Consider the following 26,473-nt stretch of genomic DNA (forward strand, 5'->3'; position numbering starts at 1 on the left):
ATTCCGAGACGTCGAGGAATCCGAGAGGCAATCGATGTCTTGAATAGCCGCCCTGTAGAGCTGGCGGAGAGGGTGGGATTCGAACCCACGGACCCCGGAGGGTCACACGATTTCGAGTCGTGCTCCTTCAACCGGACTCGGACACCTCTCCATTAAAGCTTTTCAGCGGCCGGTAACGCGGCCAAACACGGGGACTATACTTCGCGCAGAGCGGGCTAAGCAAACACGCCTGCCGCCCGGCCGCTGCGAGTCAACGCCGCAGTTCTTCAACCCGCCCACCTTCAGCCCCTGCCCCGGCGCTCAGCGAAGAATTCGCCGAGCAATCGAGCTGACTCTTCGGCCAACACCCCGCCTTCTACCGTAAAACGATGGTTGAGCCGCTCGTCTTCAGCAAGACGGTAGAGACTTACGGCCGCACCGGCCTTGGCATCGAGGGCACCGTACACCAGGCGTTCTATGCGCGCCTGCACAAGCGCCCCCATGCACATGATGCAAGGCTCAAGCGTTACGTAGAGCGTACCCCCCGTGCGGTGGTTACCAAGGCTGGCGGCAGCAGATCTCAATACGACTATCTCGGCGTGCGCGCTGGGGTCGGTGTCGCCCACTGTTCGATTGGCACCGGTCGCGACCACCCTGCCCTTCACTACCAGTAATGCGCCCACCGGAACCTCACCGGCCAGCGCAGCCGAACGTGCTTCGCCGAGGGCCGAGCGCATGTACTCGGTATCTATCGCCCTGCTGGACGAACTCGCCGCCGCAGTATCAGCCACCGGAGATCTCTGTTCAGAGCGGCTCACTTAGCCGCGGGACGGGGCGGCACCAATATCCTGGCCTTGGTGGTATCGCGCGACGGTAGCTTTGGAGGCAAGGCCGGTCGCGCGGCCTTGGGCGGCGGCACAACCCTCTTAGGCCTGGCCGACGAATCTGCCTTCTGGGCTGCGCGCCGGGCAGGCTTCGCAGCAGGCTTGACCTCGATCGCGGCCGGACCCGGCTGCTCGTAGGTTTCAGGCAACGGGTACAGCAGCGCGCCGACGGCAGCCACCACAGCTGCTAAAACAAAAATATATCCCCAGGCGCGTGGCATAGTTTCCGATCCCCGTGCACCAGCTTAGCGAAAGCCGGGCGCGCGCGCACCCCCACGGGGAGAAACGCACCGCCGGTGGGCCGCTAAATGCAGGTCAGGGTCACCGGCTGGCCAACCGACTTCTGCAGCAAACGCAGGGCGTCGCTGGCAGTCACGCTGCCGCCCGCGTCAACGTCGCACACGCTCAGGGCACAAACCTGGCTGCCCACGGCCGCCTGCAACGCAAACAGTGCATCGGATGCAGTCACGATAGTATCGTTATTGGGGTCACCGCAGATAACCGCCGACAGGCAGTCAACGCCGCAGGCCTCGCCCATCGCCCAGGTGGCATTGCCGTCATCGCAAGCCTCGCCGGGGTCAACAGTGCCGTCTCCGCAGGCCGAGCAAGTTCCGTTGTCAGTGCCCTGGCACACACCCAGCACGCAGGCATCGGCGCTCGTGCAGGTGTCACCGTCGTCACAGGAACCCGATGCCTCTGTATGGAGGCATCCGGACGGCACACAGCTGTCGTTGGTGCACACGTTACCGTCATCGCAGTTCGCGTGGGACACCGTGTTCACGCAGGTGTTGGTGCCAAGGTCGCAGCTGTCATCGGTGCAGACAACACCGTCATCGCAGCTCGTTGGATGCAGGCAATTCCCACTGGATTGATCGCAGACGTCCACCGTGCAGCCGTTGCCATCGTCGCAGATAGGTACCCCGGGATAACCCGGGGTCTGAGCTATGCAGGTCTCCAGCTGGCAATCTGCCGCGCAACCGTCACCGTCAACAAGGTTGCCGTCGTCACAGCTCTCCCTGTAATCGATTTCGTTGTTACCACATACCGGGCATCCGATCAGGGTCTCGTCGAGCGACAGTACAACCGCGGGAGTAGCCGTTGCGGCAAGCGTGGGTACCTTGGCCGGGTCACGATAAATGACCTCGTTCCGGCCGCCGACGACACCAGCCTGCAGCTTGCTGCCCGCGGCGAAGCCACCGCTCTCGCGCAGGGTGATCGTGTTAATGCCGTAATCTCCATTGGTGTTGAGGTCGGCCGTAGAGGTGGTGCTCAAACGACACAGGTCAAGCGTGATCGATCCGTTGGCGACACCAAGGGCGGTGCCGGTAGATTTCACCGTGCCTGACAAGGCAGTGTCACCTGTCGTGGCACCGAGGTCGACCGAACCTCCCTCGCCTGCCGTTCCCGACGCGTCTATCAAGCCGTCCACGACGAGAGCGCCATCAGGGTCCAGGGACACGGTTCCACCAAAGCCGCCGCTCACGTCTATTTCCGAACTGGTCCCCAGTGTCACGTCGTTGCCCGAAAAATCGGCTATAGACACGTCGCCGCCGGTACCCTCGGAACCCTTGGCGTTGGCCCTTATCTGTCCATCGACCGTGATATTGCCGGAGGCAGACAGGTCTATGGCCCCGCCATCACCGTCGGGCAAAGCGCCCACAGCGCTCAGGCGCACAAATTCGCCCAACACGATGTCGCCCTGTACGTCCAGGTCAAAGTCTCCGCCCCAACCGCCGAAGCCCTCGACCGGCCCCTGCCCGTCGGAGCTCAAGATCACGCGGTTGGCGTTGGTCCCACCGCTCAGGATCATGTCACCGCCCGAGTAGATGCTTATCGAGCCACCATCCTCGGCGTCCCCGGTAGCGTTAACCGAAATGTCTTCGGATACCGTTACCACCGTGCCACCGTCCAGGGTGATATCTCCGCCACCGCCGCCGCCCTTGCTGGTCAACTCCGCAGTAGTGCTGACACTCCCAGCCAGCGACCGAATTTCTATGGTACCGCCCCAGCCGAAGCTCTTGCCGTTAGCGTCGATTTTTCCGTTGACGGCGGCATCTCCCCTGGCGATGACGGTAAAATCACCACCGACGGACTCTTCAAGCACCGAAGTACCAAAAACGTTGTTGTTACCGCTCAGGGTGACGTCTCCCCCCGCCAGGAAAATAAGTGCCGCTGGAAAATCGGCGTTGGCCTGTATGTTTGAGCCTATGGTCATGTTGCCCGTGCTACCGGCCGAGCAGGTGCCGCCCGGGCCACCCGGCACGGTGCAGGTGCCGTCGCTCACGCAGGGTGTGCTGCCGTCTCCCGAACAAGCACGACGGGTAGCGATGATGGCCGTGGCTCCTTCCCAATCTCCGAAAGAGTCCTTGCCTCGCATCTTCAACGCGTTGCCCGTGGCAGTTACGTTGAACTCACCGCAGAGAAACTGCGTGCCGGCGCCGTTGCCGAAGTCGAGCTTGCCTCCGATTACCAGGTTCACCGTCCTCAGGCCAAAGTCGATGATCGCCGCGCTGTCAATTAACACCGTGGAGCTTATGACGCAGGGGTCGTCTGTGACCAGGCAGATCTCGTCGGCCGTTGTGACCGCGGCTGCCGGAAGCGCCGATGTCAAAGTGAAGGCGAGAGCCGAGACCAACGAGAAGGCAACGCGGCCAAGCGAGCTGTGGCTGTAATATTTCATCGCGCCACCTCCCCGTTGCTATCGTCGTTCTCAACGCCACTCAGGTCGTTACCGCTCGCCCTGAGGCGTGACTGCTCGCCGTTGCCGGCAAGATCGGCCTGCACGCTGTTGCCCGTTCCGGCCAGCCGCGCGCCGCTTTTCAGGTTGCCCGTGGAGCTCACGCCGCGAAGTACGCCGTTGTTGCCACCCAGGTCGAGACCATGACGACCGTTAGAGCTGCTGCTCACGTTTACTAATTCTACCCCGTCGCCCCTGGCCACGAGGCCGTCGCGGCGATTGGCGCGCAGGCCAAGATCTTCTACCCTGGCCAGGCTCGAACGACCGCCGGCTCTCAGGCCGTAAGTAAATCCAACTATTTCGGAACCAGCGCCGCCTCTTACCAGGGCGCCACCGACACCACCCGACACGACGTTAACGCCAGTGCCCAGGCCCGACCCCAGCAACGAGTTACCGCCCAGGTCGAGGGTAACGGTCTGGGCACCCCGCGGCGCGCGTATAGTCAATCCGTTGTGTGAACAGGGCGCGTCGGCCACGACCGGATCGTCGGCACGCAGTGTTGCGCTGGACACCAGCACGTCGCCGCAGGAGCAGGCCACGCGTTGTCCGCCAACGTTGTCGCCGCAAGCCGCCGCAAGTGCCGAGGACGACGCGAGCAGGCAGACCGATAGCGCTACCGTCGCAACCCCGGCCGTATAAAAGAAATGCCAGCGAACCGGCAGATGGAGATTATTTTGCATAGTCGTGCTTCCCGTGGAGGGGGGTCCGGAGCCTGCCCCTGCCTTGATACTTGTTCAATTGTACCACTGCCCGTTGGGCTAAGTCAGGGAAAAAAGGCCGCCCCCCCTATGCCCTACGCTGTGCGTCAAAGCTAGTTCCTGGCTCGCACCAACCCCCGCGCCCGGTTACTACTGCAACTGGTGGAGACTGTTTATAACGGCAGTCGGTATCAACACTAACAGGACGCCGACCCCCCCCCAGGTGGGAGGAGCAGCAATGAGCGTAAGAATAGAAACCGACCAACAGGTCTGCACCGTGATCATCAACAGGCCCGAGAGGCGCAACGCCGTCGATCGGGAAACAGCCGAACAGCTAGCCGGGGCCTTTGCCGACTTCGAGCGGAACCCGGCCCTGGCAGTGGCCGTACTTTGGGGCGCAGGCGGAACGTTCTGCGCAGGCGCCGATCTCAAGGCCGTGGCCGAGGGCCGCGGCAATCGCGTGACCGCCGACGGTGACGGCCCCATGGGCCCCACCCGCATGCAGCTGTCCAAACCCGTACTGGCCGCGGTAGAAGGCCACGCCGTGGCAGGTGGACTGGAGCTGGCGCTGTGGTGCGACATGAGAGTGGCCGCGCGCTCGGCGGTGTTCGGCGTTTTCTGCCGTCGCTGGGGCGTACCACTTGTAGACGGTGGCACAGTGCGCCTGCCCCGCGTGGTGGGCGCGGGCCGGGCGATGGACATGATACTCACCGGCCGGCCGGTGGCGGCCGAAGAAGCCCTGGCCATGGGCCTGGCCGACCGCGTGGTCGAAGACGGTTTCGCCCGCCGCGAGGCCGAGAGCCTGGCGGCACAGATCGCGGCGTTTCCGCCCGAGTGCATGCGGGCCGACCGGGCCTCGGCGCAGCAACAGTGGAGCCTGGACGAAACAGCCGCACTGGCCAACGAGTACCGCCACGGCATGAAGGCCCTCAACGCGGGCGAAGCCCGGGAAGGGGCTGCCCGCTTCAGCCGCGGCGCGGGCAGGCACGGCAGCTTCAACGACCTCGGTTAAATTGTGGGCACTGGAACCGCCCCTTTCTCCACCCACCCACGGCCCCTTCTTGCAACGGCGGGTGAGCGGCTGTATTGAGGGGTGCTGCGGATCGGGTTCGATCGCCCCCAGCTGCGGCTGAAACGGGCCGGGATCACAGTTCTTCACCCACCCGAAAAAGGACAAAGCGACAGTATATTTCCATGTCAGGCACACCCCTGCGCATCGCCATGTTTACTTATAGAGGCAACCCGAGATCGGGGGGCCAAGGCATATACATGCGCCTGCTCAGCCGCGAGCTGGTCGACATGGGCCACGAGGTCGACGTATGGAGCGGCCAGCCCTACCCGGAGTTGATGGACGGCGTAGGCCTGGAAGAAATTCCCAGCATGGACCTGTGGACACGCAAGAAGCGAGGCTTTCGCCTGCCCACGCGAGAGGAGTGGCGCGACCCCATCAACCGTACCGAGTACTACAAAACAGTAACCGGCGGTTTCCCCGAGATGCTGACCTTCTCGCAGCGTGTAGCGCGCCGCTTTCACTCCAACGGCGTGAAAGACGCCTATGACATCATCCATGACAACCAGAGCCTGGGCCCAGGCCTGCTCGAGCTCAAGCGCTACGCACCGGTGGTCGCCACCATTCACCACCCCATCACCCGCGACCTGGACATAGCCCTGAAATCCACATGGTCCCCCGTAAAACGCCTGGGCATGCACCGCTGGTACAGCTTTCTTCCCATGCAGATGGAAGTCGCGCGCGGCATGGACCGCATCCTCACGATCTCCGACGCAGCCTCCGAAGACATCGCCCACGACTTCAAGCTTGACCGCTCGCGTATGCGCAACGTGGGCAACGGTATCAACCTGGCAACTTTCCGTCCCTTGAACGGCCCGCCAGCCGACGAAAACCGAATTATGACCACCCTGTCGGCCGACTCGCCGCTGAAAGGGTTTTCGTACCTCCTGCACGCCATGGCCGAGCTCAAGCGCAGGCGGCCGGCATTGCGGCTCACAGTGATCGGCGCGCCGGGAGAACACACCAACACTGCGAGATTGGTGCGCGGACTCGATCTCGAAGACAGCGTTCACTTCACTGGCAAGGTAGAGGCCGAGGATATTGTCCAGCACTACTCCCGCTCCGCCCTGGCGGTTGTTCCGTCGCTGTACGAGGGCTTCGGATTCCCGGCGGGCGAGGCCATGGCCTGCCGCGTGCCTGTCATATCTACGACCGCCGGGGCGCTGCCGGAGGTGGTGGGAACCGACGGGACCACGGGCATGCTCATCAAGCCGGGCTGCTCGAAGAGCCTGGTCGAGGCCATTGACGGCCTGCTCAACGACCCCGAGCGCCGCCGCGACCTGGCAGAGGCCGGACGCAAACGCGTGGTCGATCTTTTCTCGTGGCGGCGAGCGGCCGAGCGCACGGTAGACGTGTACCGCGAAGCCCTCGAAGAAAAACGGACATCTTCGTGCTGACCGTAGAGTTTGACAGGCTGCCGCTCGGACCGGGCTCGCGCGTGCTTGATCTCGGCTGCGGCGACGGTCGGCACGCGCGCCATACCAGGCGGCTGCCGGGCGTGTCCACCTACGCCATGGACATAGGCGAAGGCGAGACCAGCCGCACCACCAACACGCTCGAAGAGATGGACAAAACGCCAGAGACCATGGGCGGCGTATCCCCCGACGCGGGCCCCTGGACCGTGGTGCGCGGCAGCGCCTACGAGCTACCGTTTGCCGACGCGAGCCTGGACTGCGTGATTTTTTCCGAGGTACTCGAGCACCTGCACGAAGACCGCGCCGCCCTGGCCGAGGTGCACCGGGTGCTCAAGCCCGGCGGCACACTCGCTCTTTCGGTTCCCCGCGAGGGACCGGAAGCCGTATGTTGGGCGCTGTCGAGCGAGTACCGCAATTCGGAAGGCGGCCACGTGCGAATCTACCGCCGTAACAAACTCAGGCAGCTGCTCGTGGATAGCGGATACGAGGTCGTCGCCAGCCACTTCGCCCACGCACTGCACTCTCCCTATTGGTGGCTCAAGTGCCTGGTGGGCCCTTCGCGCGAGGGCATATGGCCCATTGACCTCTACCACCGGCTGCTTGTGTGGGACCTGATGAAAAAACCCTTCATCACGCAGGTGATGGAGAACACGCTCAGCCCCTTCATAGGCAAGAGCGTGGTCTTCTACGCGGTGAGGGCATGAAGCTGATGAACGATAACAGCAGGCTGCTGACCCCGGAACAGGCTACGCAGACCGGCCTCTGGCTGGTCGATGCCCAGGAGTCGAAGGGCGAACTGCCGTGGCTGCCGGGCGGCAAGTTTGACCCATGGAACCACGTGCACGGGGCCATGGGCCTGGCGGTGGCCGGGCATTTTGAGCAGGCGAGAAAAGCCTTCCACTACCTCGCCGCCACCCAGGAAGCCGACGGCGCCTGGCCGCGCTGGCGGGTGGCCGAACGCATAACCGACGCCGCCCACGAGACCAACCAGGCGGCCTACGTAGCCTCGGGTCTGTGGCACCTTTACCTGGCCACCGAAGACGAAGAATTCCTGGCCGAGACCTGGCCCATGGTCGAGCGCGCTCTCGACTTCGTGGTCGCGCTGCAGTTCAACGACGGCTCCGTGGCCTGGGCCCGCAAGAAGAACGGTCGGCCCGCGCGTTACCCGCTTCTCACCTGCAACAGTTCAACGCACGGCAGCCTGGTGTGTGGGCTGCGCATCGCCGAGCTGCTGGGCCACGACAAACCGGAGTGGCAGCGCTCGGTGCTGGCGCTCGGTGACATACTGCGCGACGACCTGCAGCGCTACTACCGGGAAACACTGGCCCCCGACCCGCCGGGAAGATTCTCGATGGACTGGTACTACCCTGTCCTTGGTGGCGCCGTGCGCGGCGTGGCAGGCCGCCAGCTGCTGCTCGACGACAAGCAGGTAGCTCGCTTTCTCGAAGAAGGAAGCGGCCTGCGCTGCGTCGCCGAAAACCGCTGGTTCACCGTGGCCGAGACCCTCGAGTATGCCATGGCGCTCGACGCGCTTGGCCTTGATAAACGCGCACGCGAAGTCGCCCGCTGGGTGCTCGAACACCGCACCGAGCACGGGGCCTACCAGATGGGCATCGTGCTGCCCCAGCGTGCCTACTTTCCGGCCGACGAGTTTTCGCCCTGGAACGCGGCCACCGTGTTGCTGGCTGACGACGTGCTCGCCCAGCAGAGTGCAACCGCCGAGTTCTTTCGCTCTCTCGATGGCGACGACTTCCTGGGCGAGGACATAAAGCCCACCGGCACCGGCGACTCGCTTCCGGTCACGGCCTGAGCGTCAGCGCCCACTGCTGCCGCGGCGGCGGTCAGTCTTTGCGCGTCGGTGTCAGGGCTTCCATCGGGTAGTCGGGCTTGCCCTCTTCAGCAAGGGCAAAAAACTCCGGCCCGAAGGGATCCTTGCCGCGAATGGGCATGGAGCCACGTCGTATCGTCCAATCGCTCGGCGCCAGCTCGTCGGCGCGAACAAAGTGGCGCTCGGCCGCTTCTCCTCTTTGCTGCCCGTGCAACCACCAGGCCAGCGCGCGCTCGGCCCGCGCGAGTTGGCTGGCCGCGTCGGGTTCGATGCGCAGCGAATCAACTTCGTCCCGGGGAAGCGCCCCTTCGCCCGTGCGGACCCAGGCGCGCAGCATGTCGAGATAAGGCTCGGACAGCTTGCCGTGAAAGTCCGTGAAAATATCGGTGCCGAACTGGGAATCGTGGGGACGACAGATACGCCCCTGCTCATCGATCCAGATCATGGTCGGTACGTTGACCACGTGGTACAGCTCGGCGACCAGGTGCTCGGTGTCGATCACACTGGGGTGCGTGGGCGACGCGCGCTCGATGAACTCTCGGACATCGTCGGCGCAGCGATCGAACGCCACGGTGAACGGAACAAAATTGTCGGGACCGAGCTCCTCGTACAGCGCCTGCCAGACCGGCAGATCCTCCCGGCATCCTCACCAGGAGGCGTGAGCGATGAGCAGCACCTTTTTGCCACGGTGATCTGACAGCCTGTGCATACGTCCCGATAAATCGGGCAGTTCGAAGTCCGGCGCCTGCCCACCGGCCAGCGAGAGCACGCGTTCTTCTATGCCCGTGCCAAGCAGCGCAACGCCCTCTTGTTGGTCGATGGCCAGCGGGCGCCCGAGCAGCTCGGCCAGTGTCTCCAGATCCATGGACGACGTACCGTCGCTCGATTCACCGCCAGAGATCGCCAGGCAGACGTCGCCACGGCAGAGACCCTGCTCCTTGAGCGACCAGCCGAGCGCACGCTCTATGTCGGCCGGTTTCAACAACACGCGGTCGCCGTCGCGCTCAAGATCCAGTTCCGTGGCCCCGAGGGGAGTTCGTCCCCCGTCGCTTAACTTCTCGTCGTCGATCAGGATAAATTTACTCATCAAAGCATCCTCGGTCTATTTTTTGCGTCGCAGGGCGCCGAGGGTCAGCGTAGGCTCCAGCTCTTCGAAGTCGCCCGAGGCCACCGCACGGCGGTAGACCTCTATGGGAGCCTGCCCACCCTCGTCGGGGTCGGGAAAAAGATCGTGGATGGCCAGTATGCCGCCGGGCAGCAGCCGGTCGGACCAGGCCTCGTAGTCACCGTGGGCGGCCCTGAAGGTGTGCCCACCGTCGATAAAGAGCATGCCCAGGGGCGCGGTCCACAGCGGCGCAGCCACCTCGGTGGTGGTCACAAGCAGTACAGTGTTGTCCTCCAGGCCGGCTATCCTCAGGTTGCGCCGGAGCTCACCCACCGAATCCATGGCGTGCACCTTCTCGTCCCACAGTTCTTCGTCGTGCCAGGGCTGACCCTGCTGATTTTCTTCGGAGCCGCGGTGATGGTCGAGGCAGACAAGCCGCCCACCCACCTCGCGCACGCCGCAGCCGAGAAAAATCGACGACTTGCCGCAGTAGCTGCCCACCTCGAGCACCGGGCCCAGCCGGGCGCCCTCGCGGGCAAGCTCGTACAGGCGCAGGCCCTCTTCTTCGGCCATGAAGCCCTTGGCCTTGCGCGCGACCTCGCGCGCGAAGGGATCCATCTCGCGGGTTCCCAGGGACTCTACTTTTTCGACGGCCATCGCACCCACACCATGCGGGCATCCAAGCTGGATGGCAGCCCAAAAGCAACGGCTGCGGCTTTGCCGGCGGGCGGGATCAGTACCCTGCCTTGGTTCATCGGCGCGGGCCTGTTACTTGGGCGGAATGAAAGCCGTCGTATGCAAGGAACACGGGCCGCCGGAAAAGCTGGTCCTGGAAGAAACCCAATCAAGGCCCCTGGCCGGCGGGGAGTTGCGCGTTGCCATCCACGCCGCGGGCGTTAACTTTCCCGACACGCTGATCATACAGAACCTCTACCAGTTCAAACCCGAGCTGCCGTTTACACCCGGTGGAGAGTTCACCGGTGTGGTGACCGAGGTGGCCGACGACGTTACGACCCAGTCGGTCGGCGACCGAGTGGTCTGCATGCAGCTCACGGGCGGGTTTGCCGACGAGGCCGTCGTGCCCGCCGCTTCGTGCATGCCCGTGCCTGGGGGCCTGGACATGGTAACCGCCGCCGGCGTGACCATGACCTACGGCACCTCGCTGTACGCACTGAAGGACCGCGCGAAGCTGAAGGCGGGTGAAACCCTGCTCGTGCTCGGAGCCGCGGGCGGCGTGGGCATTGCCGCCGTGGAGCTGGGCAAGCTCATGGGCGCGCGCGTGATAGCCGCCGCGGGCAGCGACGAGAAGCTGGCGTTCTGCCGTGAGCGCGGCGCCGACGAAGTCATCAACTACGACAGCGAAGACCTCAAGCAGCGCACGAAAGAACTCACCGGCGGCAAGGGAGCCGACGTAATCTACGACGCCGTGGGAGGCGACTACTTCGACAAGGCCATCCGGGCGATCAACTGGGAAGGCCGCATGCTCATCATCGGTTTTGCCAGCGGCCGTATACCCGAGTTGCCCGTGAACCTGGCCCTGCTCAAGGGCTGCCAGGTGGTAGGCGTGTTCTGGGGTTCGTTCACCATGCGCGAGCCCGAGGCCAACGCGGCCAACATGGCACAACTGGGCGAGTGGTATTCGTCGGGTGCGCTTAATCCCCACGTCTGCGAGCAAGTGCCGCTGGAGCGCGCCGGCGAAGCGCTACGCTTGATCCTCGACCGCAAGGCCCGCGGCAAGGTAGTGCTTGTGACCGACAACATCGAGGCTGCCTGAGGGCGAGGACCGGGTGGGCGACACCAAGCCTGACAGCGCCAAGCCCGATGCAGATGTAGTGCGCGTGCTCATGGTCTGCATGGGCAACATCTGTCGTTCGCCCACTGCCGAGGCGCTGCTGCGCGCCCGCGTTGAGCTCGAAGGATTATCGAAGCTGGTCGACATAGAATCAGCCGGCACCGGGGCCTGGCACGAGGGCGAAGGCGCCGACACGCGCGCAGCCCGGACGGCGGCCAGCCGCGGCGTGGACCTGTCGGAACACAGCGCCCGCCGCGTGCGCGACGATGACTTCGATACCTTCGACTTCGTGGTGGCCATGGACAGCCACAACATGGACCTGCTCAACTCGGCCTGTCCCGTCCACCTGCGCGACCGCCTGTCGCTGCTGCTCGAGTACGCACCGCAACTGGGGTTGAGCGAAGTGCCGGACCCCTACTACGGCAGTGGCGACGGTTTCGCGCGAGTGTTTGACCTCATCGACGCGGGTACTGCGGGCCTGCTCGAGGCCATCAAAAAACGTATGAAATAGGGTCGCGATGGGCTGGAAACAGCGTTGTCGGCAGGCTAGAAGGTACCCCCTTGCTCAAGAACAACAGGATACTGATTACCGGCCCTGCCAGCCAGGCCACTTTTCCGATCGCCCGCGAGCTCGCCCGCAACAACACGGTATACGGCCTCGCCCGTTGGTCTAACCCCGATGACCGCAAGAAAGTAGAAGCGGTAGGCATTGAAACCCTCGCGGCCGATCTTGCCGACGACGCGCTCGACCACCTTCCCGACGGGCTCGACTACGTTCTCAATTTTGCGAACGTAAAGACCGGCAGCTTTGACTACGACCTGCGCGCCAACGTGGAGGGCGTGGGCCGCCTGATGAGTCGCTGCCGCGACGCGCGAGCGTTTCTCTACTGTTCGTCCACCGCCGTGTACGAAGCCAACGGCCGCCATGCCTTCAGCGAGAGCGACCCCCTGGGCGACAATCACCGCGCCTTGTTTGCCACCTACAGTATCGGCAAGATCGCCGCCGAATCGATGGTGAGGTTCTGCGCGCGTGAGTTTGAGCTGCCTTCTATAATCTGCCGACTCAACGTGCCCTACGGTAACAACGGCGGCTGGCCTGGCTTCCATCTCGAAATGATGGCTGCGGGCATGGAGATCCCCCTGCACAGCAGCGACGGCCCCTGCCTGTACAGCCCCATACACGAAGACGACTACACGGCTACCATTCCCGCGCTGCTCGGAGCCGCCAGCGTGCCCGCCACCACCGTCAACTGGTGTGGCGATGAAACCGTGGGCATCGAGGACTGGTGCAATTACATGGGCGAACTCACCGGCCTGGAGCCGAGGTTTGCGCGCAGCGACGCCACACTGGAAAGCGTGATCACCGACCCCACCCGGCTCAACGAGATAACCGGACCGCGCTCAACCGTGGGTTGGAAAGACGGTATCAAGCGCATGGTTGCCGCGCTCCACCCCGAATTACTGGCTTGACCTACCCCCGGCTGTTGCGCTATTTTGCCCGGGTACGACAACCACGGCGCGCTTCTCTGCGCCACCATGCGAGGCCAGCACATGACTACACCCCACCGTCGATCCCCTGCCCCTATGATCCAGTCGGCTGCCCTCAGCGCCGTGATGACCCTGGCGCTGCTGCTGTCTTCGGCCGCCCTGCCCACGCGGGCCGAGGCCGAGGCCAAGCCCGGCGACGTCATCACCCGTCATAACGCCGAGAAGGTAAAGGGCATGGTTGCCGAGGGCGTTTACTGGGCAGTGCAGAACGGCATGGAACTCGACATCGTCCCCTACGAGCACATTCCCGTGCCGAGCCCCTACAAAGCGGCTACTGAAAAGTACTCAGGACAGACCAGCATCGGCGATCACGGAGAATTGCTCAACTGGGTGGCTGGCAGGCCCTTTCCTGATGTTGACCCCAATGATCCCACGGCCCCCAACAAGATCATGTACAACTTTCATCGTACCCACTACTTCAGCGATGACATCAATCTTCATCTTGTCGATGCCGATACCGGCTCGCTCTACGTCGATTCCAAGGGACAACGACACTACAATGTCGAAAGACACTTCGTTGCGGAGTATATCAGGCTGATGCGTTTTGACGGACGCCTTCACCACGAACCAACACCATCGTACAGCCCGCAGGACAATCCAGACAAGGCCTTTCAGAAAGCCGGCCTGTACCCGCTTATAGAACCGTTCGACCTCAAGGGAGTAGGTGGTGTCACGATCCGTTACCAGGATCTCATCCACCACGACGACACCTGGTTGTATATACCCTCGCTGAGGAGAGTCCGTCGTATGTCTACGGCCCAGCGCAGCGATGCTTTGTTCGGACAGGATATCGACGTGGACAGTCACGGCGGCTACGCCGGCCAGATTCCCTGGTTCAAGTGGAAACTCCTCGGGGAAAAGCCCATGTACGCCTCGCTGCACGGCGTGCGCCTGCCCCCGGAGCCCTGCAAGGACGACGGCGGCATGACCTTCTGCGAAAACTGGGAGCTGCGCCCCAACGTGTACGTCATTGAGGGCACACCCATGGCCCCCTCATACGCTTATTCCAAGCGCGTGATCTTCGTGGACAAGGAGACCTACTTTATCGTCTACTCCGACCTCTACGACCAGGGCGGCGAACTGTGGAAGGTCGTCATGCAGAGCATACGCACGTCCAAGCGCCCCAACCCCATGGTAGACTACGAATACGACGAACCGCGCATGTTCATCTACGCCTTCTCCGTGATCGACATGCAGATGATGCACGGCACGCGCGCCGCCATACCCGGCATGGCTTTTCCCGATGAACCCGGCTGGTACATTGACATTGGTTTTGACCACGAGAACTCGCCATCAGAAAATTGGTTCACGATCCCGGGGCTGATCTCCGCCGGCCGCTGACGAGTTCGACGGCCAGCGCTATTGTGGGTTGGCCTGCTGTTCGCTAGCCTTAGTGGATGTTCGATCCCTGGCTCAGCCTGAGCGGCTTTGTCGTCGGCGTGCTCATAGGCATGACCGGCGTTGGCGGTGGCGCACTCATGACGCCGTTGCTGATCATGGTGTTCGGCGTGCGGCCGCTGCACGCGGTGGGTACCGACCTTGTCTACGCCACCATTACCAAGCTCTTCGGATCCTGGCAGTACATCAAGCGCGGGCAAGTTAATTTCCCCTACGTCAGGTGGCTGGCGCTGGGGTCGGTGCCCTCGGCGTTGTTCGCCGTATTCGTGCTCACCCCGTGGTTCGAGCGCAGTGGCGTTGACGTGGACGCGTTCACCACCCGCGCCCTGGGCGTCATGCTGGTCGTGATCGGAGTGGTGTCGGCTCTCGAGCGACGCTTCTTTGCCGGCCGGCTGCGCGACTCTGAATTCATTCGCAGCGAGCTGGTGCAGACCAGGATCAAGGAAGTCATACTCGTGGCCGGTGGCGTACTCATAGGCCTTGGCGTTGGCCTGACCTCGGTCGGTTCGGGCTCGCTGCTCATGGCCATACTGCTGCTGGTGTCTGAGCTGAGGGTGCTGGTGCTGATCGGAACCGACCTCGTACACGCCACCCTTCTCATGGGAACAGCCGGCCTCGCTCACTTCAGTCGCGGCAACGTGGACCTCGTAATGGTTGCCACGCTGCTCCTGGGTTCCATACCGGGAACGTGGCTGGGTGGCAGGCTGGCACAAGTGGTACCGACGAGCCCATTGCGCTACGCGCTGGCCGCGCTGTTGGCGGCGACCGGGGTCAAGTTGTTCGTCGGCTGAGGCCGAAACAACGGCGCCAAGGGGACGTCTCCACCCCCCAGCCGCCGCGCATCAAGCAAAGATCAGAAGTCGTAGATAAACGTCAGCGACGCCGAGTCGAGCGAAGCGTTAGAAGAGTTAGGAGCGGCCTCACTGCCGTTGGGCAAACCCCACACCTTGTCAAAAGTGAGGCGGGCCTTGAGCAGATCAGAAGCCCGGCACTGCACGCCAATGGTGGCGGTAAAATCCTGCCCGTCTTCGCCGCTGTCGTCTTTCTCCCAGAACAGCAGTCCACCACCCAACACGAGATCCAACGGTCCCTCGTTACGCGACTTGAACAGGATGCTCATGGGATAGGTGAGTACGCCCGCGACGTGTACGCCCATGACGTCGTCTTTTCCGCTGGCAAACTCGGCGTCGAGGACATGGAGCCAGCCGATTTCGGCGGCCAGGTAGTCGCTGATCCCGCTGAGTTCACGGCCAGCGTGAATGCTGTAGCCCTTGGATCCGTGGTCATTGAGATCGGTAAACTGGCCACCGGCCCTCACGTACCAACCGTTGGCCGCCGCTTCGACCTCGCCGCCGTCGTCCCCGGCCAGCGCCGGTGCCGGCATGGCCAGCATGCTCACGGCGAATACAGTAACTGCCAATCGGGAAATAAACTTCATCTCTGCCCCCTCGGTCCAAGGTGATTAATTCCGGGCGATTAGTCCCGGGTGAATGTTGATCGAAAAGCCTTGTACGGCAAGGTTCTTTTTTAGCCCAGCCCACTCCCCTTGTCCACGCCCACTAAAGGGGGGGGCGTCCCCCTTTAGAAATCATCGGCCAAGGATGCTATAAAGGGGTGATGCCAATTGAATTCAGGATGATATCCAAGGTTCCGATCACGCTCGCAGGCATAGCCCTGGTGGCCTTCCTCGCCGCTATGGCAGGTTGCCAGGAAGGTGCCACTCCTCCGGCCGGAGAAGCGCTGCAAACCCCTGCTGCAGCTGTTGAATCTGCCAACCAGTTCGCCGTAACCTTTGCAATACGCAACCCCATTGCCAACGTCGCTGCGCTACAGTTTGACGTCAACTACAGCGGCGGGGAGTTCTCGGGCGTGGGTGGCGACGTAGAGTGCAGCAGCCCGTTTTCCGGGGCCATCGCCACCTTCAACAATAAGGGTGGCGGACTGCTTTCGGGGGCAGTCATAGATATCTCGGGCTTTGCCACACCCGCCGACATCGCCACCTGCGTGGTAACCGCCGAGAGTCAGCCCGGGCCCGACGATTTTAACGTCAACCCGGTAGACTCGAGCGACGCCTCGTCGCAGCCGCTTGTTCCGGCGCCCGACATGGCGGCTACCGAGATCCACCCGGTAACTACGGGCGGCTGACGCCGAGCTGCCTGGCGTCCTCTACTCGGAGGTATTCCTACTGGCCGCAGGCGCTGGGAGCACTGGGAGCACCGCAGCCCTCGCCTGCTGCGCAGTCCTCGATCTTGCCACAGCCTCCTTCCGCGGGAGCAGCCCCGGAGGCAGCCCCCGCCTTGGCCTGGCTGGCGGCGCGGCGGGCCTTACAGCCGCAGCCACCCACGACTGCGTGTGAGCCCTGGCTGGCCTGGACCTGCATGATAGCCCTGGCCTCGGCCTGCTCGGCGGGCCCGGCCTCCAACGACACCTCCTGCTTAAGCGACAGCACCCAGGCTGCAAGGTCGCGCAGCTCCGAAGGCGTCGCCGCTTCGCCGTAAGCCGGCATTGCCGTACCATCCAGCCCCGTGGCCAGGGTCAGGTAGACATCGTCAGCCGACGGTCCGCGCTTGAACGGCCGGGTGGCAAAATCGGGGGGTGGCAACGGTCTGCCCCTCCAGTCTTCGAGCGCGGCGGCCGATGGCCCGTCGCCGCGGCCGCGCTCGCCGTGGCAACTCGCGCACTCCAGCTTCACATACAAAGCCTTGCCTTCTTCGGCCCGGCCCGCAGCCGACGGAAGCGTCAGCGCGGCAGCCGCATCGCCGTGCTGCCCGGCGGCCAGCACCAGCACCTGCTCCACCAGGGCCCAGCGTTCGATCTCAGCGAGGTCGGCAAAGGGCATCATGGCCGTACCACGCAGGCCCCCGCTCAGGGTGTGAAAAAGATCATCGCGCGTGGGGAGCGAGCCGCTTGGCGTCGACCTGAACTTGAACAGGCCGGCAGTAAAATCCCGTGGCGGGGGTTGCAGGGCGGCCGCGCGTGGGCCGTCTCCCCCACCCTGCTTGCCGTGACAGTTGGCGCAGTAAACACCGAACAGCTCAGCCCCCAGGCGGCGCAACGACTCGTCGGGCACGGGCGCCACAGACTCAGCCTCATGCACAACCACGCCACCGGATAACCAGTGCCTCAGCAGAAACCACTGCTTCTCGCGCTCCACGCTGTATCCGTCGGGCACCGAGACGGCTGCCGCTGTCGCACCCACCCCCACAGTCCACGAAAAAGCGAACAGGGTCACCAGGCACAACGCTGCTGATTTTTTCAAGCGAGATCTCCTTGCGGGCTTTCTACAGGTGGCGTAGCCCCCGCAACGGCCAAGGTTATTTCTATCATGCGCCGGCTGCCCTTTCTGCCACCGAGCGTAGAAAGCAGGTCAACCGCTGCCAGCTGCCAACCGTATTTCTGCTTAAGCAACGCCCACCCCCTGGCCTCGACTTCCACGTCAACGGCGTCGTTGCCGTCCAACAGCCGTGCCTTACCGTCCAGCCACTGTCCCGTGATTCGCCCCAGGACGGCGCAAGCCGCCACCCTCACCCGCCGGTCACGGCCCAGGCGTTTCACCTTCCAGGCGTCGCCGGCCGTAAACACGTAGTAACAGCCGTCCTCACCGGCAAACCATACCGGGGTGGCCACCTGACTGCCGTCGCGACGAAAGGTCACCAGGTTCAGGTATTGCTCGCCGGCCAGCGCGTCGCCGGCCAGGTCTTCGCCTTTTGATGCTCGCGTGTCCACTAAACCATCCTCGCACACGTATATTCAGCGCGCCGACACAGGTATACAGCAGGCCACGTGGTGTATCCACGTGCCTTCCGCCCATGCCCCTGCTAGGACAACAAGCCTCACCCCCTGAGCGCGAGATATTTGTCTCCCTGGTGGCAGCCGACGCGCTGGCCTTTGCCGGTACCTGGCTGATGCCCGTGCTGCTGGGATCGCTCATCGACGGCTTGGGGCTGGATCCCGCGCAGGCCGGAGCCGTGGGTTCGGCCGAGCTCCTGTCCATGGCCGCAACGGCGCTGCTGATCGCCCCGCGCGTGGCCCTGATCTCCCGGCAAGCACTGGCGATAACCGGCGCAGTAATTGTCTTGACGGGCAACACCGCGTCAGCCTTGGTCGACTCCTGGCAACTGTTGCTGGTCACCCGCGCCGTAGCAGGCCTGGGTTCGGGGCTGCTGGTGGCAGCCTGCAACTCGACCATAGCCGCGCTGCCAGACCCCGACCGCGTGTTTGCCCGCCTGATGATAGCCGTGGGCCTCATCGGTGCCTGCCTGCTGGCGCTGGCGCCCTTGCTGATGTTGCCCTGGGGCCACAAGGCCGGCTTCGCCGCGATGGCACTGCTGTCAGTGGCCGCGACCGGTTTTCTTATCCGGCGTCCCCTCAGGGCCCGGACCGCGGCTGCAGACGGCAACGCCCCCGCCGCCGGCCACGCCGTGGTCGGGCTGGCCCTGCTCGCGGGCGTAGTACTCGGAGCGGGGGCAGAACAGTCCTTGTGGGCTTTTTCCGAGCGACTTGGCCTGGCCGCTGGCGTGGAACCGCAGTGGACCGGGGCCGTACTGTCGCTGGCTACCCTGGCTGGGCTTGCCGGGGCGGCCCTGGCTGCGGGCATCGGCACGCGTTACGGCCGCGTGCCCACGCTGGTGGTTGGAATGGCGGCCGTGGCAATCATGCGCTGGACTGTTGTCCAGGTGGACAGCCCGGAGGGCTACGCGCTGTCGCAGGCAGCCTGGGGTTTCACTTTCTTTTTTTCTCTACCCTACCTCGCCGGCACAGCCGCGGTGCTCGACCGCTGGGGCAGGTGGACGACAGCTGCCGTGGGCGCGTCAACGCTGGGTTACGGCCTGGGCCCACTGCTGGGAGGCAAGGTGGCCGCCGTAGGTGGCCTTCCGGCCCTCGGCCCGGAGGTGGGCATGCTGAGCTTGGCTGCGTTGGTGCTGGTTGTTCCCGCCGCACGCAGGGCGGCCCAGCTCGAAAACACACCGGCCAGGAAGGACACCCTCGCTGAGGGCGCGCACTTCAGGGAGTAACGGGGATGGAACCGACGTTCACGTAGACCGTAAAGTGTTCCGTGCTACGGCCGGGTCCACCGAAGCCACTCACAAGGTCGATCACGTCGCGACTGGTGGGCGGGATGCAGTAGATAGTGGCCGAAAGAATGTTGGTGGGATCGCCGAGGCCGTTCAGAGTGCTTCCACCTTCGGCGAGAATCGGGTTAGTAAAACACTCTCGCACCGCCTGCACGCAGGGCCCCGCACCGACATTGTCATCCGGTGTTCCGAGGAAACCGTCTATCCCGGACTCACAGTTAATGTGGGTCAGGCATTCGCCGGTACACTGCTCACCGGGCGGGCACTCGGTGTCCGAGCTGCAGGCCGTGCCGGCCACGCTGCAGGTTGAGTTGCAGCTCTCATCGAGCGCCGTCGCCGGACAGGCCCTGAAAGCGTCCAACGCTCCTTCGCAATGAAACACGTCGGGGCCAGCCGGGCAGTAGCCGTCCAGTCCGTCGCCGACCTTGGGCAGGCACTGGGGTACGCAGCGCCCGGAAGGACACGCGTCCACGCAGGTGCCCAGACCGCAGTCGGCATCGCCGTTGCACGTGACCCGCTCGAAGGCCGGGTCGCCGCTGCAGTGCGTCGGGTTGGCCGAGCAGGTACCGCCGGGACAATCGCTGTCCTCGTCACATGCAAAGCCCTGGTTGCCGCCCCCGGCGCAGGTCGTGAACTCGCCGCCCGCGTTGTTGCCATCGGCACAGCCGGTGCCCAGCTCTGCGCCGGCGTCACAGGACGTACGGCACAGGTTGGGGCTGGTCTGCCGGTTGGAAACTCCTGGCGGACAGGGGCAGTCGAACAGCTCAAAGCCAAGCTCAGTGCAAGGTAAGGTGGAGGCCAGCGAGGTGGGGTGACTGGTGTGGGCGGCGTGAATCGACTCCACACTTCCGCCCAGGTACTTACCCGGATGCGGCGGACAGTCGCCGGACATGGCACCGTACAAGGGGTCCACGTACTCGATGCGACACGCGCGGCCCGACACGGCCCCCGGCAAAGCCTGCACGTCGGCTATGCAGACCAGTCCCAGCTCGCAGGCACCGCCTGGACAATCGGGGGTAGCAGAGCCGCAGAGTTCGCCTTCGATCGAACAGTCCTCGTCAAAACGGCATACATCGCCACTGGTCTCGCAACGGCCCTCGCAGATCAGGTAGGCATTGTCTCCGCCTTCGCAGTAGCCCCCACACACCGGGCAGGGGCGATGTGAGCGCTCGCCGATGTAGGGCCTGTTGGACGATTCATAAGCCGTGGAGGTTTCGCCCGTAATGATGTTCAAGGTACCGGTCACGTCCTGGACATGATTCTGCAAGTTGCAGGCAGTAGTGCTCGCGGTCGCCACGGCGAAAGGTCCCCCGTTTGGCGAAAGGATACAGTGAGGCGAGCTGTCGCATCGGCCCCGACACTGCTCGCCGGCGGCGCAGTTGGCCTGCGAATCGCAATCGCTGCCGGCATCGACTCCGGCAGCCGTGTAACAGCGCGATTGGCAATCGGTGCTCAGGACGCAGTTGGCACCGGCGTTAACACTCCAGGCGTCGCAGATCGCGCAGTCGCTATCTTCGTCTCCACCGTCGCCGTCGCCGCGGTCGTCACAGCTTGACGCGCTCAAAGGTTCCCAGGAGCAACGCGGGGCCTGCTTGCCAGCCAGGTCGCACACCGGGTCGACACTGACACCGGTGCAGGTTGCGCCGGTGAACTCAGTGCAATCACAGTTGAGCAGGTCGAGCACGTAACCGGCGCCCTCACCCAGCCTCTGGTCGTGGGTAGCGCCGGTCCAGCCCGCGTCGGTCTCGGAACCCTGGGTGATGCTCCACCACCTGGCCCTGGGCACGTCCCCGCAGGTGCACTCGAACAGGTCTCCGGGCGGCATACACTCGCCCGGACAGGCCGAGTCATCGCTGCCGTCGCACTCTTCGCCAAGCAACAGGTGATTGCCTGGAAGCTGGTTGACCGAATTATCGCCGCAGACGGCCTCGCGTGGGTAGGCAGCTTCGATCAACGACCGGGCGGCATAAGTGCGGTCGGCTGGAAGGTTGACCGCGTCAGAAATTTCGCGGGAAGCCTCCAGCAGGCAGGCCGTTGCCTCCCCCACGCTAGTAACCCCACCCACGCCGAGGCCGCATATGTCGAGCTCGGCCACGCCCGCGTCGCTGCACTTAGCCGCGATGCCCGAGCCGAACTTTGCCTCTGCCTTGGCTATTTTCGCTGCGAGTTTTTCATCAGCCGTCGCGCACTCCAGGGGACTGCCACTGCTCTTACCCTTGTTTATGGCGTCGCGGCACTTGGCCACGCCCTTTACTACCGTGGCAACCAACTTGACAGCAGACTTAGCAAGGGTGGCCTGGCATGACGCGGCCGCCGAAGACAGCCCACTGGACGACGAGCTGCTTCCGTAGATGAGGGCAAGGTGGTCCTCGCCGATTTCGAGCGCGACGCCTCCCACGCAGCCGGCCAGGTCATCAGCCGTATCTATCGTCGAATAGCCCGCCGCTATGCAGGCAGGCCCCGGAAACCCGATATTGCTGATCTCGAAAGGCTTGTTTACCGCGCCGCCGCCACAGGTCTCGTCGAGTCCCGCCGTGGGCGGACAATCCGAGTCGGCCAGGCAGCCTATGAACGTGGAACTGCTGCACACGCTGCCGCAGCTCTTGGTAGCTGTCGCGCCGACCTTGGCGACAGCCTTGTCGATCTTTACCTGCTCCTTGACCCCGGGACAGGAGCCAACGTACTTGCCGGCGATCTCCTTGTCACGACACTTGGCCGTGCCCTTGGTCACCGTGGCGGCCAGCTTGCCTGCCGACTTGGCCATCTTGCCCGCACACTTGCCCTCGTTCTTGCTAACCTGGGCCGAGGCCGGCGCGGCTGAAAGAATCAGCAGCGCTGCAACAAGGGACACAAGCTTCCAACAACGATTCACTGGCGGCTCAAGGTCGGGCGGCTGTCCCCCGCTCGGGGAAACCAACCCACTCCACCAGAAGACTAGAAAACAATCGCTACTCTTGTCAATGGCTGCGACACCACAATCACGCTGGGCCAGCCACTTACCCCCCCGATTGGGTGGTAGCTCAGGACGAAACTTCCAAACCGCTGGGCACGGCGCCCTCCATGTATACCAATTCCTCGTCGCGTCGGCTTATGCGCCAACCGGCCTCCACGCGCACGAGGTCGTCGTCGTAGATCGCGCCCACTGTAAAAAACGAGACGCCGCCCTTGCCGTCGTCCATACCCATGGGATTGATGACATAGGTTCGGGCCGACGCGCTGTTACCATCCAGGGTGACGCTGCTGTTGCCGATAAAATGCATCATGGTCTTGAACGGGGCCAGGGCTTTTGCCAGCCAGGCCCTCACCTCGGGGTAGTCTCCCGCTGTGCCGCCCGACGCGCTGTAGTCAACCCTGGCGTCGGCCACGAAGCAGGTGTCGAGCAGCTCCCAGTTCTGCGTGTCTATCGCGGTGCAGTAGCGCACCAGCAGGTCCTGTATATCGATTCGATCAGAAATTTCTTTACCGTTCATGTCCTCTCCCTTCAGCGTCTACTGGCCGCGATAACGTCGTCGGCAAACACCCGCAGCGCGTCTATCTTTACCTGCAGGGGCTCGGTGTCGACCCCCCGCTCGTAGCTGTTGCGAAAACCCACGATGCAGTCGGTGACACCCGCGTCCTGCAATCGCCTGGCGCCGTCGACGCTATAAGCATCGAGCGATATGACGTGCACCTCGAAGGGCTGCTGCTCGCGGCCGTATTCTTTTCGCAACTCGTGGAGCCTCGCTATCATTGACTCCAGTTCTGCAGGGTCACCCCCGGCGTGCATCCAGCCGTCGCCGAGGCGAGCGGCGCGCTTGAGCGCCGCCTCGGAGTGGCCGCCCACGAGCAGGGGCAGCGGCTTGCTCGGCACCGGGCAGATCTTGATCGACTCGATGTCGTAAAACTCACCGTGGTATTCGAAGAACCCTCCCTCGCACAAGCCGCGGATGATCTCCATCATCTCGTTCATGCGACGACCACGACCCGGCCAGGGCTCATCCATCACGCGATAATCGTCGGGCCATGGGCTGACGCCCACTCCAAGGCTGAAGCGGTTGTCCGACAGCACGGCCACCGAGCTGGCCTGCTTGGCCACCAGCACCGGGTGCCTCACGGGCAGCTTGATAACAAAGGTCTGAAAGCGCAGGCGGCTGGTCACAGCCGCGAGCGCCGGCACCAGGGTGAACGGTTCGATGAAGGGCTTGTCTTCGAGGAACCCGCGATCACCGTCCGGCGTGTAGGGATACTTTGAATCCGAGACCTCGGGATAGCATATCGAGTCGGGCACGATGAACCCATCCCAGCCCGAGTCCTCGGCGGCACGGGCCAGCGCCGGAAAAAAAGTCGGATCGGTCATGGACTCAGCGTAAGAAAAGCGCATTGATGCTCCCTGCTGCGTGGCCGGGCGAACGCCGCGCAGTGAGACCGCTTATACACAAGCGGCGCCCGAGACAACAGCGTGTACCCCTTCGATAAGCTCGATAAGTTTCCCGACAAGGCAGCCCTTGTCATGGCTGGTAGCGGCCGGGCCACCAGCTACGCCCAGCTGGATCGCAGCTCCAACCGCTTCGCGCAGCTGTTGCGACACCTCGGACTGGGCCACGACGCAGCCCTGGCCCTGATGATGGAAAACCGTTCCGAGTTCTTCACCGTGTGCTGGGGAGCCCAGCGCTCGGGTCTTTTCTACACACCGGTGGCCACCCACCTGGCGACCGCTGAGATCGCTTACATCATCAACGACTGCGGTGCGCGGGCCTTCGTGACCAGCGCCGAGCAGGCCGACAACACGGCCGACCTGCCCGGACTCTGCCCCGACGTGCAGGCCTGGTTCGTCTGCGGTGGCGAGCTGCCGGGCTATCGGTCGCTTGAAGGCGAGCTCGACGACATGCCCGACCACCCCGTGGACGACGAGCTGGAGGGCTGCGAGATGCTCTATTCATCGGGTACCACGGGTTACCCCAAGGGCATACGCAACCCGCTCCCCGATCGCAGCGTGGGTGCAATCTCGCCGATGGCGGCGGCGCTCGCCGTCGCTTACGGCGCCGACGAGAACACCGTGTACCTGTCGCCCGCCCCGCTGTACCACTCGGCGCCGCTCAGGTTCAACATGGCCCTGCAGCGACTGGGCGCGACCTGCGTCGTCATGGAAAAGTTCGATGCCAGGAGCGCGGTTCAACTCCTGGGACAACACCAGGTGACCATGAGCCAGTGGGTACCCACTCACTTCAGTCGCATGCTGCAGCTACCCAAACAGCTGCGAGAGAAGGCCGACCTCTCGAGCCACCGCCTGGCCCTGCACGCCGCCGCGCCCTGCCCGGTGAGTGTAAAGGAGCAGATGATTAACTGGTGGGGCCCGATACTGACCGAGTTCTACAGCGCCACCGAGGGCAACGGCGCTACACAGATAAGCAGCGAGGAGTGGCTTGCGCACAAGGGCTCGGTAGGTCGTGAGCTGGGCTGCCGCGTGCACGTGGTCGACGACGATGGTGAGGAACTGGCGGCAGGCGAGATCGGCACGGTCTACTTCGAAGGCGGGCGCAGCTTCGAATACCACAACGCCCCCGAAAAAACCGCCGACTCGCTGGACGCTCGCGGTTGGAGCACCGTGGGAGACATCGGCTATCTCGACGAGGAGGGCTACCTCTACCTCACCGACCGCAAGGCCGACATGATCATATCGGGCGGGGTCAACATCTACCCCCAGGAAACCGAGAACTGCCTCCTGGAGCACCCCTTGGTAGCCGACGCGGCCGTGTTCGGGCTGCCCGACAGCGACTTCGGCGAACAGGTAAAAGCGGTGGTCGAAGCCATTGACCCGCTGGCGGCCAGCGGGCAGCTGGCCGACGAACTCATGGCCTGGTGCCGCGATAAAATATCGCCGCTCAAGTGCCCACGCTCCATTGACTTCGTGGACCGCCTGCCGCGCACAGAGGCGGGCAAGCTGAGAAAGCACCTGCTCAAGGCGCGCTATGACCAGGAGCCTTCAGGCCCGGCCAGCGGGACCGGTCACTCGACGTAGAACTTGCTGGCCCAGCGACGCAGGTCGCCAATGGGACCATCGCCGTCGCAGAGTATCGGCTTCTCGAGGTGCACCTTGTTTTCCCAGATGGGGATGTCCTGGCCGAACTGGCGCTCAATTTCGCCGACAAAAGCCTTGCCCACCCCGCTGGTAGTACTCTCGTCGCCGAGCTTGCGCAGCGCACACGACAAGTGCATGTGAACGTACTCGTCGTCCACCGGTGTTCCCGAGGTCATGACCAGGGTTTCAACGACGCCCTTGAAGCGCGTGCAGCCAAAACCGAGACCGTAGGTACGAATGTCTATCGTGCCGTCGGCTTCGCCCTTGGATGTATCCACCCTCGACTGGCAGATCACGTTGAGAAAATACCCGTCCGAATCCACAACGTCTGTGGTGGCGATGTTCTTCGTGCCGTGCACGTATAAAAAGTGAGCGGCGTCGACAGTGTTCTCGGCCAGCTCCTGGTTGCGCGACTTCACCATCCAGTCGCGCCGGGTCCACTCGGTCCAGGCCGGGTCGCCATACTCGGGTAGATCGGGGATCTCCCACTCGGGCGGCTCACCCAGGGGGTGGTACCAGGCCATGATGATGCCGTTTTTTTCGCACACCGGCAGCGCCTCCACGGCAGCCTTGGGGGGAATGCGCTTGCAGTAAGGGATGTCCACGCAGCGGCCGTCTTCGGGCGAAAAACTCCAGTGGTGAAAGGGGCAGCGCAGACCCTGCTCGGTCACCTCACCACCATGCCCGATGTGCGCGCCCAGGTGGGGGCAGAAAGCGTCAAAGACCCGGGCCGTGCCCGCCATGTCGCGAAACAGGACGAGCTCACGGCCAAAGTAGTGTATCGGTTTCAGCTCGCCGACCCCGATTTCGTCGGAGTACGCGACCTGGTACCAGCTGAAAGGCAGCGGAAACGGAAACTCCCTATCCATTTTTTTTCTAACTCCCAC

The 26,473-nt window shown here is 63.7% G+C and carries 25 protein-coding genes and 1 tRNA gene; 12 read left to right on the forward strand and 14 right to left on the reverse strand.

What is annotated here, in order from left to right; translation table 11 throughout:
• Positions 1-61 precede the first annotated feature (61 nt).
• From EYQ35_02395 to EYQ35_02410, 4 genes are all read right to left on the reverse strand, one after another.
• Positions 62-151 (reverse strand) — tRNA-Ser (locus EYQ35_02395).
• A gap of 130 nt (positions 152-281) precedes the next feature.
• Positions 282-716: a nucleoside deaminase gene (locus EYQ35_02400; GenBank protein HIF62993.1), complete on the reverse strand. Its 435-nt coding sequence runs from the start codon at positions 714-716 to the stop codon at positions 282-284.
• Positions 717-1,167: 451 nt separating this feature from the next.
• On the reverse strand, positions 1,168-2,673 hold the full coding sequence (locus EYQ35_02405; GenBank protein ID HIF62994.1) for a hypothetical protein: 1,506 nt from the start codon (positions 2,671-2,673) through the stop codon (positions 1,168-1,170).
• Positions 2,674-3,539: 866 nt separating this feature from the next.
• Positions 3,540-4,280 carry a hypothetical protein gene (locus tag EYQ35_02410; protein HIF62995.1) on the reverse strand — a complete coding sequence of 247 codons (741 nt, stop codon included), beginning with the start codon at positions 4,278-4,280 and terminating at the stop codon, positions 3,540-3,542.
• A gap of 256 nt (positions 4,281-4,536) precedes the next feature.
• Here EYQ35_02410 and EYQ35_02415 point away from each other — a divergent pair, with 256 nt between their 5' ends.
• The 4 genes from EYQ35_02415 (at position 4,537) to EYQ35_02430 (ending at position 8,592) form a co-directional block, all read left to right on the forward strand.
• Entirely contained in the window at positions 4,537-5,310 is a 774-nt protein-coding gene (locus EYQ35_02415; protein HIF62996.1) for a crotonase/enoyl-CoA hydratase family protein, read from the forward strand.
• Between the two features lie 182 nt (positions 5,311-5,492).
• A complete protein-coding gene (locus EYQ35_02420; GenBank protein HIF62997.1) occupies positions 5,493-6,764 on the forward strand; it encodes a glycosyltransferase family 1 protein in 1,272 nt (423 codons plus the stop codon).
• Positions 6,758-7,486 (forward strand): class I SAM-dependent methyltransferase, encoded by a 729-nt coding sequence (locus tag EYQ35_02425; GenBank protein ID HIF62998.1) that lies wholly within the window; start codon positions 6,758-6,760, stop codon positions 7,484-7,486. Before EYQ35_02420 ends, EYQ35_02425 begins: the two co-directional genes overlap by 7 nt.
• A gap of 5 nt (positions 7,487-7,491) precedes the next feature.
• Complete coding sequence (locus EYQ35_02430; GenBank protein ID HIF62999.1) at positions 7,492-8,592, forward strand: prenyltransferase; 1,101 nt, start codon at positions 7,492-7,494, stop codon at positions 8,590-8,592.
• A 31-nt stretch (positions 8,593-8,623) separates the two neighbouring features.
• On the opposite strand, the gene EYQ35_02435 is transcribed toward EYQ35_02430, so the two are convergent.
• The 3 genes from EYQ35_02435 to EYQ35_02445 all read right to left on the reverse strand — a co-directional run bounded on the left by EYQ35_02435 (position 8,624) and on the right by EYQ35_02445 (position 10,333).
• Positions 8,624-9,181 (reverse strand): thioredoxin family protein, encoded by a 558-nt coding sequence (locus tag EYQ35_02435; protein ID HIF63000.1) that lies wholly within the window; start codon positions 9,179-9,181, stop codon positions 8,624-8,626.
• Between the two features lie 75 nt (positions 9,182-9,256).
• Positions 9,257-9,475: a redoxin domain-containing protein gene (locus EYQ35_02440; GenBank protein ID HIF63001.1), complete on the reverse strand. Its 219-nt coding sequence runs from the start codon at positions 9,473-9,475 to the stop codon at positions 9,257-9,259.
• A 237-nt stretch (positions 9,476-9,712) separates the two neighbouring features.
• On the reverse strand, positions 9,713-10,333 hold the full coding sequence (locus EYQ35_02445; GenBank protein HIF63002.1) for a class I SAM-dependent methyltransferase: 621 nt from the start codon (positions 10,331-10,333) through the stop codon (positions 9,713-9,715).
• A gap of 163 nt (positions 10,334-10,496) precedes the next feature.
• Between EYQ35_02445 and EYQ35_02450 the strand changes: the two genes are divergently transcribed.
• From EYQ35_02450 to EYQ35_02470, 5 genes are all read left to right on the forward strand, one after another.
• Positions 10,497-11,489, forward strand: coding sequence for an NADPH:quinone oxidoreductase family protein (locus EYQ35_02450; GenBank protein ID HIF63003.1), 993 nt, complete (start codon positions 10,497-10,499; stop codon positions 11,487-11,489).
• Positions 11,490-11,559: 70 nt separating this feature from the next.
• Positions 11,560-12,018, forward strand: coding sequence for a low molecular weight phosphotyrosine protein phosphatase (locus EYQ35_02455; GenBank protein HIF63004.1), 459 nt, complete (start codon positions 11,560-11,562; stop codon positions 12,016-12,018).
• Positions 12,019-12,068: 50 nt separating this feature from the next.
• Entirely contained in the window at positions 12,069-12,977 is a 909-nt protein-coding gene (locus EYQ35_02460; GenBank protein HIF63005.1) for an NAD(P)-dependent oxidoreductase, read from the forward strand.
• A gap of 66 nt (positions 12,978-13,043) precedes the next feature.
• Positions 13,044-14,396: a DUF1329 domain-containing protein gene (locus EYQ35_02465; GenBank protein HIF63006.1), complete on the forward strand. Its 1,353-nt coding sequence runs from the start codon at positions 13,044-13,046 to the stop codon at positions 14,394-14,396.
• Between the two features lie 56 nt (positions 14,397-14,452).
• Entirely contained in the window at positions 14,453-15,244 is a 792-nt protein-coding gene (locus EYQ35_02470) for a sulfite exporter TauE/SafE family protein (GenBank protein ID HIF63007.1), read from the forward strand.
• 62 nt (positions 15,245-15,306) lie between these two features.
• Here EYQ35_02470 and EYQ35_02475 read toward each other — a convergent pair whose 3' ends face one another.
• Positions 15,307-15,891, reverse strand: coding sequence for a hypothetical protein (locus EYQ35_02475; protein ID HIF63008.1), 585 nt, complete (start codon positions 15,889-15,891; stop codon positions 15,307-15,309).
• A gap of 179 nt (positions 15,892-16,070) precedes the next feature.
• On the opposite strand from EYQ35_02475, the gene EYQ35_02480 reads away from it, so the two are divergent.
• Positions 16,071-16,598: a hypothetical protein gene (locus EYQ35_02480; protein ID HIF63009.1), complete on the forward strand. Its 528-nt coding sequence runs from the start codon at positions 16,071-16,073 to the stop codon at positions 16,596-16,598.
• Between the two features lie 37 nt (positions 16,599-16,635).
• Here the strand turns inward: EYQ35_02480 and EYQ35_02485 are convergent, their stop codons facing one another.
• Positions 16,636-17,712 carry a c-type cytochrome gene (locus EYQ35_02485; protein HIF63010.1) on the reverse strand — a complete coding sequence of 359 codons (1,077 nt, stop codon included), beginning with the start codon at positions 17,710-17,712 and terminating at the stop codon, positions 16,636-16,638.
• Positions 17,709-18,149 (reverse strand): PPOX class F420-dependent oxidoreductase, encoded by a 441-nt coding sequence (locus EYQ35_02490; GenBank protein HIF63011.1) that lies wholly within the window; start codon positions 18,147-18,149, stop codon positions 17,709-17,711. The genes EYQ35_02485 and EYQ35_02490 overlap by 4 nt, the downstream gene beginning before the upstream one ends.
• Before the next feature lie 14 nt (positions 18,150-18,163).
• Between EYQ35_02490 and EYQ35_02495 the strand changes: the two genes are divergently transcribed.
• Positions 18,164-19,468: an MFS transporter gene (locus EYQ35_02495; GenBank protein HIF63012.1), complete on the forward strand. Its 1,305-nt coding sequence runs from the start codon at positions 18,164-18,166 to the stop codon at positions 19,466-19,468.
• On the opposite strand, the gene EYQ35_02500 is transcribed toward EYQ35_02495, so the two are convergent.
• From EYQ35_02500 to EYQ35_02510, 3 genes are all read right to left on the reverse strand, one after another.
• The gene (locus EYQ35_02500) at positions 19,458-22,379 is read right to left on the reverse strand and encodes a hypothetical protein (GenBank protein ID HIF63013.1); all 2,922 of its coding nucleotides are present in this window, start codon (positions 22,377-22,379) and stop codon (positions 19,458-19,460) included. The two genes, EYQ35_02495 and EYQ35_02500, sit on opposite strands and share 11 nt — an antisense overlap.
• Positions 22,380-22,548: 169 nt before the next feature.
• A complete protein-coding gene (locus tag EYQ35_02505) occupies positions 22,549-22,998 on the reverse strand; it encodes a nuclear transport factor 2 family protein (protein ID HIF63014.1) in 450 nt (149 codons plus the stop codon).
• 11 nt (positions 22,999-23,009) lie between these two features.
• Positions 23,010-23,888, reverse strand: coding sequence for a TIGR03619 family F420-dependent LLM class oxidoreductase (locus EYQ35_02510; protein ID HIF63015.1), 879 nt, complete (start codon positions 23,886-23,888; stop codon positions 23,010-23,012).
• A gap of 129 nt (positions 23,889-24,017) precedes the next feature.
• Here EYQ35_02510 and EYQ35_02515 point away from each other — a divergent pair, with 129 nt between their 5' ends.
• The gene (locus tag EYQ35_02515; protein ID HIF63016.1) at positions 24,018-25,526 is read left to right on the forward strand and encodes an acyl-CoA synthetase; all 1,509 of its coding nucleotides are present in this window, start codon (positions 24,018-24,020) and stop codon (positions 25,524-25,526) included.
• Here EYQ35_02515 and EYQ35_02520 read toward each other — a convergent pair.
• Complete coding sequence (locus EYQ35_02520) at positions 25,514-26,455, reverse strand: Rieske (2Fe-2S) protein (protein ID HIF63017.1); 942 nt, start codon at positions 26,453-26,455, stop codon at positions 25,514-25,516. The two genes, EYQ35_02515 and EYQ35_02520, sit on opposite strands and share 13 nt — an antisense overlap.
• Between the last annotated feature and the right edge of the window lie 18 nt (positions 26,456-26,473).

Source organism: Candidatus Binatota bacterium (genome assembly GCA_012960245.1).
Lineage (GTDB): Bacteria > Desulfobacterota > Binatia > UBA1149 > UBA1149 > UBA1149.

Coding starts and splice junctions, on each gene's coding strand:
- EYQ35_02400 (HIF62993.1), bottom strand. CDS start 716: ATGCGCTCGGCCCTCGGCGAAGCACGTTCGGCTGCGCTGGCCGGTGAG.
- EYQ35_02405 (HIF62994.1), bottom strand. CDS start 2,673: ATGATCCTGAGCGGTGGGACCAACGCCAACCGCGTGATCTTGAGCTCC.
- EYQ35_02410 (HIF62995.1), bottom strand. CDS start 4,280: ATGCAAAATAATCTCCATCTGCCGGTTCGCTGGCATTTCTTTTATACG.
- EYQ35_02415 (HIF62996.1), top strand. CDS start 4,537: ATGAGCGTAAGAATAGAAACCGACCAACAGGTCTGCACCGTGATCATC.
- EYQ35_02420 (HIF62997.1), top strand. CDS start 5,493: ATGTCAGGCACACCCCTGCGCATCGCCATGTTTACTTATAGAGGCAAC.
- EYQ35_02430 (HIF62999.1), top strand. CDS start 7,492: ATGAACGATAACAGCAGGCTGCTGACCCCGGAACAGGCTACGCAGACC.
- EYQ35_02440 (HIF63001.1), bottom strand. CDS start 9,475: ATGGATCTGGAGACACTGGCCGAGCTGCTCGGGCGCCCGCTGGCCATC.
- EYQ35_02445 (HIF63002.1), bottom strand. CDS start 10,333: ATGGATCCCTTCGCGCGCGAGGTCGCGCGCAAGGCCAAGGGCTTCATG.
- EYQ35_02450 (HIF63003.1), top strand. CDS start 10,497: ATGAAAGCCGTCGTATGCAAGGAACACGGGCCGCCGGAAAAGCTGGTC.
- EYQ35_02455 (HIF63004.1), top strand. CDS start 11,560: ATGGTCTGCATGGGCAACATCTGTCGTTCGCCCACTGCCGAGGCGCTG.
- EYQ35_02465 (HIF63006.1), top strand. CDS start 13,044: ATGCGAGGCCAGCACATGACTACACCCCACCGTCGATCCCCTGCCCCT.
- EYQ35_02470 (HIF63007.1), top strand. CDS start 14,453: ATGTTCGATCCCTGGCTCAGCCTGAGCGGCTTTGTCGTCGGCGTGCTC.
- EYQ35_02475 (HIF63008.1), bottom strand. CDS start 15,891: ATGAAGTTTATTTCCCGATTGGCAGTTACTGTATTCGCCGTGAGCATG.
- EYQ35_02480 (HIF63009.1), top strand. CDS start 16,071: ATGCCAATTGAATTCAGGATGATATCCAAGGTTCCGATCACGCTCGCA.
- EYQ35_02495 (HIF63012.1), top strand. CDS start 18,164: ATGCTCGCGTGTCCACTAAACCATCCTCGCACACGTATATTCAGCGCG.
- EYQ35_02505 (HIF63014.1), bottom strand. CDS start 22,998: ATGAACGGTAAAGAAATTTCTGATCGAATCGATATACAGGACCTGCTG.
- EYQ35_02510 (HIF63015.1), bottom strand. CDS start 23,888: ATGCGCTTTTCTTACGCTGAGTCCATGACCGATCCGACTTTTTTTCCG.
- EYQ35_02515 (HIF63016.1), top strand. CDS start 24,018: ATGGCTGGTAGCGGCCGGGCCACCAGCTACGCCCAGCTGGATCGCAGC.
- EYQ35_02520 (HIF63017.1), bottom strand. CDS start 26,455: ATGGATAGGGAGTTTCCGTTTCCGCTGCCTTTCAGCTGGTACCAGGTC.